Annotated in this window: 11 protein-coding genes; 9 read left to right on the top strand and 2 right to left on the bottom strand. The window is 44.7% G+C overall.

Annotated features, from left to right (window positions below):
• Nucleotides 1-92 precede the first annotated feature (92 nt).
• The 7 genes from QF117_RS15860 (at nucleotide 93) to QF117_RS15830 (ending at nucleotide 7,800) form a co-directional block, all read left to right on the top strand.
• Nucleotides 93-1,076 (top strand): MoxR family ATPase, encoded by a 984-nt coding sequence (locus QF117_RS15860; protein WP_282386732.1) that lies wholly within the window; start codon nucleotides 93-95, stop codon nucleotides 1,074-1,076.
• Between the two features lie 12 nt (nucleotides 1,077-1,088).
• A complete protein-coding gene (locus QF117_RS15855; protein ID WP_282386730.1) occupies nucleotides 1,089-2,051 on the top strand; it encodes a DUF58 domain-containing protein in 963 nt (320 codons plus the stop codon).
• A complete protein-coding gene (locus tag QF117_RS15850; RefSeq protein WP_282386728.1) occupies nucleotides 2,052-2,582 on the top strand; it encodes a DUF4381 domain-containing protein in 531 nt (176 codons plus the stop codon).
• Complete coding sequence (locus QF117_RS15845; RefSeq protein ID WP_282386726.1) at nucleotides 2,575-3,660, top strand: VWA domain-containing protein; 1,086 nt, start codon at nucleotides 2,575-2,577, stop codon at nucleotides 3,658-3,660. Before QF117_RS15850 ends, QF117_RS15845 begins: the two co-directional genes overlap by 8 nt.
• A complete protein-coding gene (locus QF117_RS15840; protein WP_282386725.1) occupies nucleotides 3,653-5,359 on the top strand; it encodes a VWA domain-containing protein in 1,707 nt (568 codons plus the stop codon). The genes QF117_RS15845 and QF117_RS15840 overlap by 8 nt, the downstream gene beginning before the upstream one ends.
• A 35-nt stretch (nucleotides 5,360-5,394) precedes the next feature.
• Nucleotides 5,395-6,762 (top strand): hypothetical protein, encoded by a 1,368-nt coding sequence (locus QF117_RS15835; protein WP_282389502.1) that lies wholly within the window; start codon nucleotides 5,395-5,397, stop codon nucleotides 6,760-6,762.
• A 132-nt stretch (nucleotides 6,763-6,894) separates the two neighbouring features.
• Nucleotides 6,895-7,800 carry a LysR family transcriptional regulator gene (locus QF117_RS15830; protein ID WP_282386724.1) on the top strand — a complete coding sequence of 302 codons (906 nt, stop codon included), beginning with the start codon at nucleotides 6,895-6,897 and terminating at the stop codon, nucleotides 7,798-7,800.
• A gap of 152 nt (nucleotides 7,801-7,952) precedes the next feature.
• Here QF117_RS15830 and QF117_RS15825 read toward each other — a convergent pair whose 3' ends face one another.
• Nucleotides 7,953-9,680, bottom strand: a complete 1,728-nt coding sequence (locus QF117_RS15825; RefSeq protein ID WP_282386723.1) for an alkaline phosphatase family protein — start codon at nucleotides 9,678-9,680, stop codon at nucleotides 7,953-7,955.
• A gap of 9 nt (nucleotides 9,681-9,689) precedes the next feature.
• Nucleotides 9,690-10,478 (bottom strand): SUMF1/EgtB/PvdO family nonheme iron enzyme, encoded by a 789-nt coding sequence (locus QF117_RS15820; protein WP_282386722.1) that lies wholly within the window; start codon nucleotides 10,476-10,478, stop codon nucleotides 9,690-9,692.
• Between the two features lie 138 nt (nucleotides 10,479-10,616).
• On the opposite strand from QF117_RS15820, the gene QF117_RS15815 reads away from it, so the two are divergent.
• Together QF117_RS15815 and QF117_RS15810 are read left to right on the top strand one after the other, a co-directional pair.
• Nucleotides 10,617-11,939 carry an anaerobic sulfatase maturase gene (locus QF117_RS15815; protein ID WP_282386721.1) on the top strand — a complete coding sequence of 441 codons (1,323 nt, stop codon included), beginning with the start codon at nucleotides 10,617-10,619 and terminating at the stop codon, nucleotides 11,937-11,939.
• An 11-nt stretch (nucleotides 11,940-11,950) separates the two neighbouring features.
• Nucleotides 11,951-13,012: a hypothetical protein gene (locus QF117_RS15810; protein WP_282386720.1), complete on the top strand. Its 1,062-nt coding sequence runs from the start codon at nucleotides 11,951-11,953 to the stop codon at nucleotides 13,010-13,012.
• The last annotated feature ends 291 nt before the right edge of the window (nucleotides 13,013-13,303 follow it).

Genomic DNA, 13,303 nt, shown 5'->3' with positions numbered 1-13,303 from the left:
GTTCCCTTTGAGTGGGATATAGATTGTATAACCAATAGTTATAGAACTTGTCAGTAGAATGTGGGTAGCGAGATTGAATGAAGGGAAGACCTATGAACCATGCACAACAAGCAATAAATCAACTTATCGAACACGCAGAGAAAAGTGTGATCGGCCAGAGCCATGTCGTTCGAGCTTTGGTTATTGGGCTTCTGACCAATGGTCATGTGTTACTCGAAGGGCTTCCTGGAACGGCAAAAACACGTTCAGTGAAGTCGTTAGCCAACTTACTGAATGCCAGCTTTGGTCGAATTCAATTTACTCCGGATTTATTGCCGTCAGATGTCACTGGCACCGAAGTCTATCAAGATTTAGATGGTAAGCCTCAATTGCATTTTCAGGCTGGTCCTATTTTCAACAGTATTGTCCTGGCCGATGAAGTCAACCGAGCGCCAGCGAAAGTACAAGCGGCACTGCTAGAAGCGATGGCGGAAGGGACGATCACTGTGGGTGGACAGACTCATATTCTCCCAGATTTATTTATGGTGTTAGCGACGCAAAACCCGGTCGAACAAGAAGGAACCTACCCGTTACCTGAAGCTCAAATGGACCGCTTTATCATGAAAGTAACGGTAGACTACCCCGAAGATGAAGCCGAGCGTGACATTATTCGACTTGTACGCAGTGAGGAGCTTGGGATCACCAAGCAAACTAATGATGCTGTTCCTCTTCACATCGAGCCTGAACTCGTATTAGAGGCACGTCGTCAACTTCCTGACATTGCCGTCTCAGAATTAGTTGAGCGCTATATTGTTGCGTTGGTGATGGCGACGAGAAAGCCAGAACGTTACCCTGATTCGAATCTTTCCCAATGGATTGACGTTGGTGCCAGCCCTCGCGCATCGATTGCGCTCGATAAGTGTGCGAGAGCGTATGCTTGGTTACAAGGGCGAGATCACGTTACTTTAGATGATGTCAGAGCCATGCTTCCATCGGTATTAGGCCATCGATTCTCACTCTCTTACGATGCACTGGCTGATGGAGTCAACCAGCAAAGAGTTGTTGAAGAGCTGCTTGACCGCGTTGAAATCGGATAATTAGGGGGCGTTATGGCGAAGCCGACACACGCTCCTGCTTCACAAGGGGTTGATCCTCGAATATATTGCGATTATGCAAGACTGGTTCGACTTCAAGCTCAAGCAGAGTCGTTTTCTCTGCTTCCTCATTTAAAAGCGGGCAGTGCGCTTTCTGGGCGGCATAACTCGTTATTTCGAGGGCGTGGTTTAAACTTCGAGGAGTTGCGACATTATCAACTTGGTGACGACATCCGAAACCTTGATTGGAAAGTCACGATGCGAACAGGCAAGCCGCATGTTCGGAGTTACACGGAAGAAAAGGACCGCAATGTCATCATATGTGTTGATCAACGCAGCGCTATGTTTTTTGCTTCTCAACATTCAATGAAATCTGTTGTAGCGGCTGAAGTGGCTGCTATATGCGGGTGGCGAGTGCTTAAAGATGGTGATCGTGTCGGGCTTATAACCGCGTCCCACCAACGAATTTTTCATTCCCAGGCACAGCGCTCTCAATCAGATTTTCTCTTTCAATTGAAACGTTTAGTTAAGATAAATCAGAGTTTGAATGTCAGTACCTACGACAATAAAGAGGCCAGTTTTGAGCGTTGGGTCGAACAGATTACACGCATGAGACTCAAACAGTCGACACTCATTTTTATTAGTGACTGGCGTGATTGCCAAGAGCAGCACCTCGATAGATTAAAACAGCTTCAGCAACATAATGACATTCTCGCCATCATGATCAGCGATCCATTGGAGCAGTCATTACCTCAACATATTGCTAAGGCCAATTGGATTGTGGGTGATGGCAGTTTTCAAATGAACTTAGACAGCGCCTCGAAAGTCAGCATAGCAAGTGAGAGTTTGTCTCAACTGTCTGAACGTAAAAAGCAATCTCTTGCCCAGTTAATGGCAATGAAGCAGCTACCTTATATCGAATTGGACACATCGGGTGATCACATATCGCAGTTACAAAAACGGATAGGAGGGAGATAGATGTCTATCGAACACACTCCGCCGAGTACCTATATCTTGCGAAATCTTCAAGATATCACGATACCAGAAAGCGTACGTTGGTTTCCTCAAACCATAGGTTGGAAAATCGTGGTTTTCGCTTTATTGCTGGTCGCTCTGTATTTTGCTTATGGCATGGTAAGGCATTGGTGGACGAACCGGTACCGCCAAGAAGCTGTATTCGCCTTGAAGTCGATTGATCCACAAGAAAAAAATGCAGCAGAGCGTGCGTTTAAGGTGCTCAAAGTGGTACTTCGCCATTTAGACAGTCGCAATGCTAGCTTATTCGGGCCGTCGTGTTTGAACCAGTTAAACGCCTACCAACCAAGCAATAAAAAGGCACCACCACTGTTTACTGATGAACTTTCTCTGCGGTGGATGCAGAGTCTTATTGATCCCAAGGTGCACCTCACTCAAGATCAACGTGTTGAGGTGATTCAGAAATCGCTTGAGTGGATAAAATTGCATAGAGCCTCTGTGGTGCCAAGCTCAATGGAGAAAGGCAATGCTTGATATTGTTTCGGCCAGTTTTGAATTTACCTATCCCTTGTGGTTTATCGTTTTGCCTTTACCTTTGTTGGTCTATTTTGGCGTGCCGGCCTATCGCACCAAGCAGATGGCGATCAAAGTCCCTTTCTTCAAAGAGTTAGTTGATGCCATTGGCGAAGCGCCTTCAGAAGGTGCGAGTCAGTTAACCGCGAGCTGGTGGCAACGCATGACATTAGTCATGAGTTGGGTGCTGGTGGTGTCTGCATTAGCGAAACCGACGATGTTGGGTGAGCCTCAAATCAGAGAGCAGTTCGGGCGTGACGTGATGGTTGTAGTCGATTTGTCCGGATCGATGGCTGAACGAGATTTCAGTTCGATAAAAGGCGAAAGAATCACTCGCTTAGAAGCAGCAAAAGACGTTCTTGCTGAGTTTGTCACGACGAGAAAAGGTGACCGCCTTGGGTTGATTTTGTTTGGCGACGCAGCTTTTGTGCAAACACCGTTTACAGCGGATCAAGAGGTCTGGCTGGCGTTATTAAACCAAACTGATGTGGCCATGGCGGGTCCAAGTACACATTTAGGTGATGCGATCGGTCTGGCGATTAAGGTTTTTGAGCAAAGCACTCAGCCAAATCAGAGCCCTCAGGGCTCGTTTGATGATGCAAGTGCGGATGAGCGTGAGAAAGTGGTCATTGTGCTCACGGATGGGAATGACACGGGAAGTTTTGTTGGGCCTGTTGATGCGGCTAAAGTCGCGAAAGCGAAGGGGGTTCGCATTCATGTGATTGCAATGGGTGATCCACAAACCGTTGGTGAAGCAGCGCTTGATCTCGATACGATCAATCGAATTGCCCAAGAGTCGGGAGGCAAAGCGTTTGAAGCACTGAATCGTGAAGAGTTGAGTCAAGCCTATATCGACATTGGGGAATTAGAGCCTCAGCTGTATGAAAGTAGCACTTACCGACCGAAGCAGGGGCTGCATCATTATCTGATGGGCATTGTCGTGGTGATGTATCTAACGGCCTTCAGTGTGGCGACATTGCGCCGTCGAGCACGTGCGCAATCATCAAATCATAGTGTGGAAGGAGCGAGCGATGTTTGATTCTCTCACAATACAACAGCTATTCACGCAGTTTCATTTTATACGCCCTTTGTGGTTATTGGCCTTCGTTCCGATGTTCTTTTTGCTTTGGATGCGTTGGCAAGAAGAAACCAAAGCAGGCTGGAAAGAGTTTCTACCTACCCATTTACGCAATGCGTTGGTGATAGGCGAAATAGGATGGCGAAAGAAACTGCCACTTAAGCTACTTATTGTTATCGTGACTCTTGCTATTACGATTTGTGCTGGCCCAACTTGGCAGCGCGAAGCATCGCCATTCGGTGAAGATAAAGCTTCTATGCTGGTCGTGTTGGATAACAGTGAATCTATGCTGCAAAAAGATTTACCTCCTAGCCGATTAGAGCGTTCGAAACAAAAGATTAGAGATCTATTGGCTGCTCGGCAGGGCGGAAGCACTGGGTTAGTTGTTTATGCGGGAAGCGCCCATGTTGCGATGCCCGTTACGCAAGACAGCAAAGTATTTGAACCGTTTTTAGCGGCAATAACACCAGAAATCATGCCTGTATCAGGAAAAATGGCAGAAAAATCATTGCCATTGATTCAACAACAACTGTCTGGGGAACTCGGGGCGACAGTGCTGCTTGTTACCGACGGTGTCAATCCTACCACCATTCGAGCTTTTGAGGATTTTTTCAGTGAAAGGCCTTATCAGTTATTAATACTGGCGGCAGGAAACAGTAACATCGTCAGTAAAAATCCGGTGGATCTAGACTCATTGAATCTCCTGGCTCGTAAAACGGGTGGTCGCTTGGTTGAAGTCACGATTGATGATGGTGATATAAAGCAGCTAAATAGAGCAGTGGAAAGAAACCTGCAGCTTAACGGTGAGTCTTCAATGCCTTGGAAAGACATGGGCTATAGCTTGTTGTTCCCCCTTGCCCTTATCATGCTGTTTTGGTTTAGAAAAGGTTGGTTGGTGCAATGGTGTTTGCTTGGTTTGGTCGTCACGGGCTCATTTTATTCCTCTGATACCTTCGCTCAAATGGTTCAATCAAAGACGGAACAAACCGCCGCTAACGAGAGCGTTATGGAGTCAGTTTCTACGTGGGACAAGAGTGCCCAATGGTGGTGGGATTTATGGCTCACCCCCGATCAACAGGGGCAGCGTTTGCTGAATCAGAAAAAGTATCTTGAAGCGGCAAAGCACTTTAATGATCCGTTACGCAAAGGGGTCGCGTACTATTATGCGCGCGAATTTAAATTGGCACACAGTGCATTCCTACAGGTAAAAACCGATCTGGGTACGTATTATGTTGGGAGTGCATTAGCTCGTCAGCGTGAGTACCTGGCCGCTCGTGATGTGTTGAAAAGTTTGGCTGATAATCCGGAACTTTCTGCTCAACTTAGGCCTGCTGTGGAAAATAACTTGGCGGTGGTCAGTAGTATTATTGAAGACATCAACCGCACCAGCGAAAGCCAAATGGGAACGACTGATGGAGCCGAGGAGTCTTTTGAACTCGATGCTGATGAGCCACGAACAGGCGATGGCGCAGATGAAAAAACGGTGGCTGAATTGATGATAAAGGAAACGCTCAATTCAAATGAAATTTTGGGAAGCGAAGAGCTGGCCGATAAATGGCTACGACGCGTCGAAGCCGATCCTAAGCTTTTTTTAAGGGCTAAGTTTTATATCCAGCTCAAAACGCCTGTTTCTTTGCCAAATGAGGAGAACAAGCCATGACGTTTATTCCTTTCACCTACCATACACAGCGACGAATGGCGCTTCTTACCTGGTGTCAACTGACTAAAGCCCTAAGAATGCGAGTCTTGCGAACTTACCAGCCATTGTTACTGACGTTAGTCCTTACTTTTATTGCTATTACGGGGAGTTTGTTCGCGACCTCTGCGGTTGCAGCCGATATCTATGACCTGCAAAAAAGTGGTGATGTTGCTATTCGTGCATGGGTTGGCAAGGATCCAGATGAGAGCACAGGAGCAGTAAAGCCGGGTTTCAGCATCCATGAGCAAGTGATCTTGACCATTGAAGTGTCGACACCTCGCTGGCTTACTGGGGGAACGAGAATTGGCATGGTGGATATTCCTCATGCTCTCTCAATGCAGCGCAATCAATTGGCCACTAACTATACTGAGCGAGTGAAGGGCGTGACTTGGTCTCGCCAACGTTGGGAAGTGACGATATATCCACAAGTATCGGGTGAGTTTGTCATCCCAGCGATTCCAGTTAGGGTGCAGGTATCCGCTCCAGATGGTTCGAATGTGGCTGGCACTTTGTATACGCAGCCGATGAAATTTGACGCTTCGCTACCCTCAGGGCAACTTAGCCAAGAAACCCCCTGGTTTACTGCAACAGAGGTTGGTTTTGAGCAAGCATGGCAAATCTCAAGTGACGATTTAAAGGTTGGTGATGCGATTACAAGGCGCATGACCGTGAACGCGAAAGACAGCTTATCGATATTGCTGCCTGCTCTTTTTACTAATCAGTCGACTCAGCAATATCAGGCTTACCCACAGCCGAATTTGCTTGATGATACGCAAGAACGAGGCAGTTATCGCTCAAGTCGTACAGAAGAATCTGTTTACGTGATTCAACAAGGTGGTGAACTGACGTTACCTGATTATTCGTTTCAGTGGTGGGACAGTAAAAATCAACGTCTTGAAACCGTAGTCGTAAAAGGTGAGGTGTTTAAAGCGAAGCATACTCTGAAATCTTTTATCAAAACTTATTTTTTATCGTTCGCTATTGTTATCGGTGTGGTCATCGTTTTGGTGACTTTGTTGATGGTGGTAAAACGTTATTACCGAAATAAACCAGCGCCAAGTTGGTGGGTATTACATCGTTTGCTGAAAGACGGACAATGGTCAGAGATTAGAACTTATATTTACCAGCAATTGCGACTACAGACCTCTCAACTTGAGCTGAGCAAAGCAATGCAACAGGCACAGTGGCAAGCAGACAGTGAGCGTTTTCAACAAGGCGATGAAAACAAACAGGTATTAATGAGGTTATGGAAGGGGCTGCGTTTCGTATCGACTAATCCGTCTAGTTATCGATTATTCTCATTAATCCTGCAACGTTTGAAGCTGCCTAAAGCGTTACCGGACCTAGAAGATAAGCTGAAGTAAACAGGTTTCAATCAATGAGTCCGCTAAGCTATTGGTTTAGCGTGGAGCTATGCACAACTTTGTGCAAATTCTATCGAATTAAAGAAGCAGTTTCTCTATGATAGAGATCCTGCTTCTTTACTATGGAACTGTATGAAAAGTACCGAGCTCAATTTGATTCCAATATTTGTCGCGATTTACGAAGAGCAGAACTTATCGAGAGCGGCAAATCGAATGGATATAAGTCAGCCAGCCGTCAGTAAAGCTCTCGCACGATTAAGAGACATCTATAACGAACCTTTGTTCCATAGAACAACCTCTGGGGTTGAACCAACCACATTTGCAACGGATATTTACCCTGCGATGGCCGCTGCGCTTAAGAACTTTACATCTACGTTATCTGCTTCAAGAGATTTCGATCCAAAAACATCGAATCGCGTATTTTCTATCGCGTGTGTTTCAGCGGCAAGTTACGAGTTAATGCCTAAGGTGATGAACCTTATTAGTCAGGTTGCACCAGATATAGCCTTGGAAGTTCATCCACTGTTTACAGAAGATTATGAATCGGATTTAAGATTGCAAAGGCACGATGTCATTTTGGATATGAAGCCACGTGGAAGAACGACGCTGAAATATGAAGCAATTTCTACCGAAGATTTAGTTGTTGTTTGTCGTTTAGACCATCCAACAATTGGTGATAGCATTAATATGGACGAGTTCTTGTCTAATAAACACGTCGTCGTCGCCCGTTGGCATGCTCGTAAAAGTCTTTTGAGTTCTGAGGACTTTGGTGATTTAGAGAAACGCAAAATTGTCTACCGAGCGCCAGGGGTGGTTGAGATGCTTCCAGTCATTGAAGGCTCTGATTATATCGGTGTGATACCGCTCTCTTCTGTTCAGTGTTTTTCAAAGAAATACAAAGTAAAAACGTTGCCGTTGCCGTTTCAGTTGGATAACTTCGACATGTGTATGATTTGGCACCCAAGCCGAACCAATGAATCCAGTCATCAATGGTTAAGGTCAAAAATTAAAGCCGCAGCTAAGGTTTTATCCCGTTAATTCTAGGTCAATGTTTATTCGCCAGTGGCGATTTAAAGTAACCGTCACACATAATAAAAAGAGCCGCTTATCGTTATTTGATAAGCGGCTCTTTATTTTGTTTCTATCGTGTTCTTTACGGGTTGATTTTATCCGAATAAAGATATTGAGTACTATTTAGTGACCTCAGCGAGTACTACGCCAGTTGAACCACTAGGCTGCGTGATCCCCAGTTTGTTCGACAGGGTAGGAGCAATGTCATAAGGGGTGATTTCACGAGAGATTCTTTGTGGTTCAATATCAAACCCAGCAAAAATAACCGGTACGTGCGTATCATAACGCCACGGAGAACCGTGCGTTGAAGCGATCTGTAAACCATCCATATCATTAATGTAGCTGCGTGGTGCAAACACAACATAAATATCACCTGAACGAGCCGGATGATAATTGTTTTTGATCAACTGGTTCAATCGAGTGTCTGGAACTTGATTACGGGCAATATCGCTGCTTGAAACGGCATAAGCTACGCCACTGATTTTAGCTATTTCTTCTGCAATCGCATTTTGAACGTTTGCCAAATCAACTTTTTTCTTCGCGATGACATCATGATTTAAATAGATATAAGGTTGAGCGAATAGCCTGATGGCGTCTTTATCTAGCCCAAACTCACTCTTCAAGCGTTGTTCAACGCCTTGCGATAACAGCGTATCTTTGTTGAAGTATTGTGCTTGATTAAACCCTAAAGCATTCACCGCTGGTGACGATTCTGGTACACCATGATCGGCAGATAAAACAATCAACGTGTTATTCAAGCCAACCTGGCTATCTATTGTGCTCAGCATTTTTGCAATGGTTCGGTCTAATCGAATCAGATTATCTTCTGTTTCTAGACTTTCTGGACCATATAGGTGAATCACATAATCGTTTGATGAGAAGCTAACCGCTAGGTAGTCGGTCGCATCACCTTGGCCCAACTTTTCTTGCTTGAGCAGTGTGCTCGCGAAGTTTTCAGTAATTTCATCACCCGCAGGGCTTATCGTGAGCATGGTACTATAATACTGAAAACTTGACGGGCCGTAAGGGTGGGGAAAAGTGCGTTTAAACCCAGCTAAATCAAATTTATGTTCTGACGTGTTTTCTACCAAGGTGTACTGCTCTTTTGGTAATGAAAGATCCCACGCTTGCTTAGAATATTGATCAGTAAATCGCTTTTCATTCCAGCGAGCCACCCACTCAGGGTACTGGTCATAATAGTAATTACTGGTCGCAAATTCGGATTGCGCTTTTGAAAACCAGAAAGCTTTACCGCTTTGACCAGCTAAAGAAATCGCACCACGGTCTTTAATCGAGACACTGAATGCTTTGGATTTTCCGTTATTCGAAATGCTTAATTCATCACTAAAAGTGGTGGAAAGAATGGGTATCGGAGAACGTCCATCACCTTGTGCAGTTCTTTGAGTTGGGTCAATTTCTGTAGACTTATCAACCCCTGCTCCAGAGGTAAGCATGTTGTAGTCTGCATCCTCAACGTTGTAAACCAAACGATCTTCGTCACGGTCAAACCAAACATTACCAACCATACCATGTACGCTTGGTGGAGCGCCTGTTGCTAAAGAGACATGACCCACGATAGTTTCTGTATTTCCGTGTTGGTAGTGTGCATTGGTGTAATGCACTCCTTCATCCATTAGGTAGCGAAAACCGCCTTCCCCGAAATTATGTTTGTAGCGATCCAATAAATCACCACGCAAACCATCTACGGTAATCTGAACAATCAAGTTAGGCTTACTATTTGTAGCAGAAGCTATTTCCGCTGAAGAAGCGATTGCCTCTGAAAAAGCAAAGGTAGAGAACACACAAAGAAGTGAGAGTGTTAACCCAGACAAGCGGATATTAGGCATGATATTTCCTTATTTAGCGTCTTTAGCTAAGCGTAAGCCCATATCAGACATGATGATGGATTGACTAGCAAAGTCTCTTCGATAGTTTTCAGATTGATCAGCATCATATGCAAAACTTCCACCTCTCACCGATTTATGCGCTAAGTGTAGGGAAGTATGTTCAGCATTGTGCGGGTTATCAGTTGGGCCGAAACGATAAAAGGTATCATCGAAGGCATCAGAGACAAATTCTCCAACATTGCCTGTCATGTCATATATGCCAAGTTCATTAGGCATTTTTTGTCCGACTGGGTGCGCTCGGTTGTTCGAGTTTTCTGAATACCATGCAACATCGTCAACATTATTCGAGCCACTGTAGATGTATCCCTGGCTCTTTATACCGCCCTGAGCGGCAAATTCCCATTCAGCTTCGGTTGGAAGACGGTAGTTTTCACCTGTTAACTCGTTAAGTTGGTCAATAAAATAATTGGCTTGTTGCCAGCTTAAATTATTGACTGGAACTTGTGGATCTTGGAAGAAACTGTGAGATGATCCCATAACCGATTCAAACAGTGCCTGTGTGACTTCGAACTTTGCTATGTAGAAGCTGTCCACGGTAACATCCCGAGCGGGTTGTTCTGCTTTTGTTGCTTTAGGAAGGTTTGAGCCCATTGTAAATGTTCCGCCTTCGACCAAAACCAACGCCTGATTAATCTCTAAAGCGATAGGGTGCGGAGGTTGAGTTGCACAACCACTTATTGACAGGGTGAATGTGATCGCAAGTAGTGCTGATAAGTGCCTGTAATTAAAGATTTTCATTGGGTGTCTCAAAGGTTCGGTATGAGACGCTATTATAGCGTTTTTTTGCCATTACAAATGGTTATAAAGGGTATAACAAGCGACAACTATCGATCACGGTTATGCTTATGGCAAGACATTAAGATAGGTAAATAAACAATGCATATTACTCAAGGTCCTCAATATAACGGTAAAGCGTCAAAACGATTACATATCATGGCTAAACCTATCGGTGCTGTCTGTAATATTGACTGCACATACTGTTATTACCTAAGTAAGCAAGACCTATTGGAGTATAAAAAAGGGTGCTCTCCTCAAATGGATGAAGCCATGCTTGAGAGCTATATCCAGAATTATATTGACGCGCAAAATACACCGGAGATCATCTTTTCATGGCAGGGTGGTGAACCGACCATGCTTGGTCTGGAATACTTTGAAAAGATCGTCGAGTTTCAGAAGAAATACCAGCCTGATGGCGTTAAAATATCGAACGACTTACAGACTAACGGTATCTTGCTGAACGATAAATGGTGTGAATTTTTAGCAAAGCATCATTTTCTTGTAGGTCTGAGTATTGACGGCCCAGAGATGCTTCACAATACCTATAGAACCAATAAAGCGGGTAAGGGAACGTTCAAGCAAGTGATGGCGGCGGTTGAATTGCTGCACAAGCATAAAGTGAGCTTTGCGACGTTAACATGCGTCAATAACTTAACCAGTCAAAACGCACTTGAGGTGTATCGCTTCTTGAGAGATGAAGTGAAGTCCCCTCAGATGCAATTCATCCCCATTGTTGAACAAAAGACGTTCCGTGATACTGCTCCGCAAACCTGGCAGCCTAATGATCAACCTAAGCAAGGGGATAAAAGACTTATTCCAGGGAGCAAAGACTCCGTTGTTGAGTCTTGGTGTGTCTCTGATCTGGCTTGGGGTAATTTCTTAATTACCATCTTTGATGAGTGGGCTCGTAAAGACATAGGTAATGTTTTTATTCAGTACTTTGAGGCGAGTATTGAAACGTGGATGGGGCGCAGAAACCCGCTTTGTACGTTAAGTGACTTATGCGGTAAAGGGCTTGCAATGGAGCCAAATGGTGATGTCTATACCTGTGATCACTACGTGTACCCTGAATACAAAATCGGCAACATACATCATCAGAAATTGGATGATATGGCTTATGGCCCAGAGCAGCAGAAATTTGGCTTCGCGAAAACACGCTCATTAACGACGCAGTGTCAGGCGTGTGATTATCAGTTTGCTTGTCACGGAGAGTGCCCGAAAAATCGTTTTATCCGCACTAAATCTGGCGAACCCGGGCTCAACTATTTATGCGCGGGTTGGTATAAATTTTTCTCGCATGTTGATAAATCAATAGCCTACATACTTCGAGCAACGAAACACCCTGTTAAACACGGGAAATACAGTGATGCCGTATTGCGCGAACAAATGAAAAAACGTGTTGGCTTCGAAACCAAATTTTAAGGATCAACATCATGAAAACATCAATGATATTAGCCATGTCAATGCTGATGCTCAATACAGCCAGCGCAAGCAGCCTGGAAACGAATACGTTAGCAACGAGCAGCGCAAATGGTCAGGGGGCTTTGTTAAGTCCTCAAGCTGAGCCGATGCAAGCACAGCGAAGCCTACCGAATGATCCGATGTCTCAGTGGTCTTATCAAGCTCAAGACATTACAGAAACAGAAGAGGTTAGAGTCGCGGCGTTGAGATCTCTTGGAGCATCGCCAAGTCAAAACGGATTAGTCGCCGTTGCTCGTGGATTAAAAGATGACAGTCCTGCGATCCGGGAAGCAGCGATCGTCGGAGCGGAACCTTATCCTTTAGAGTATCGTTGGAGTTTAGTGTCACCACTTTTAACCGATGACACTCAGCAAGTGCGTATAACCGCTGCGGCCAGCCTACTCAAAGATAGGAGTACTCTCGATGCAGCCAGTCAACAACAACTCTCTGAGCCGGCTAACGAGTTAATCGGACACTTAAAAGACCAGGCTGATGACGCGTCTCAGTTATTGCTGGCGGATGTGTACCGCTGGACCGAACAATATGAATTGGCGGAAGTGCAGTATTTACAATCAAAACAAGCTGCACCGAACAACCCACAAGTACGGTTAAGCCTGGCGGATAACTATCGTGCACAAGGGATGGATGAAAAAGCGATTGACACTCTAGATCAAGCGATAGAAGCACTACCAAGTAATGCCCATTTTCATTTCGCCAAGTCACTCACTTTGGTTCGGCTAGAGGATAAAGCGGCAGCGGTAAAAGAGAGTCAAATTGCAGCAACGATGGCTAAGTCTAATAGTTACTACTGGTATGTATACGGTGTATTACAAGAAGCATTTAACATCGATGAAGCGACAACAGCGTTTGAGACGGCTTACTTGATTTCAGGGGCCCCAGAGCATCTTTATGCGGTGTGTGATATCTATGTCCGCTATGGAAATGAAAAGACTGATGAGTGCATGGTTGAACTCGCAAAAATTGCGCCCCCATCGGTCATTGACCAGCTAAATAACAAAAAAGCGAAGATATAAAGAAGAGTGTAAGAGTAGAAGAGTTTAATAACTAAAAAGCGCGGTGGTTATAAAAGCTTTCAATGCCGCTAAGCGCTGGATGATTCAAATATCCCAAATGTTGATTCATTTGGGATTTTTTTGTTTTTTGACACCAGAGAAAAGCAACGACCAAACATATCAATTCGCTTACTTTGCATCACTATGCAATTTTGTGCAAAGCTTGATTTATCAAGTAGAAATCGAGCGTGACGACTTAGGGTGATAGTCTTCACAAATTGACACGGGGTATTGGTGAATTGTGACTTAGTG

This window comes from Vibrio sp. YMD68 (assembly GCF_029958905.1).
In the GTDB taxonomy this organism is placed as follows: Bacteria; Pseudomonadota; Gammaproteobacteria; order Enterobacterales; family Vibrionaceae; genus Vibrio.
The sequence above is the reverse complement of the archived record's forward strand: the minus strand, read 5'-3'. Positions and strand labels throughout refer to the sequence as shown.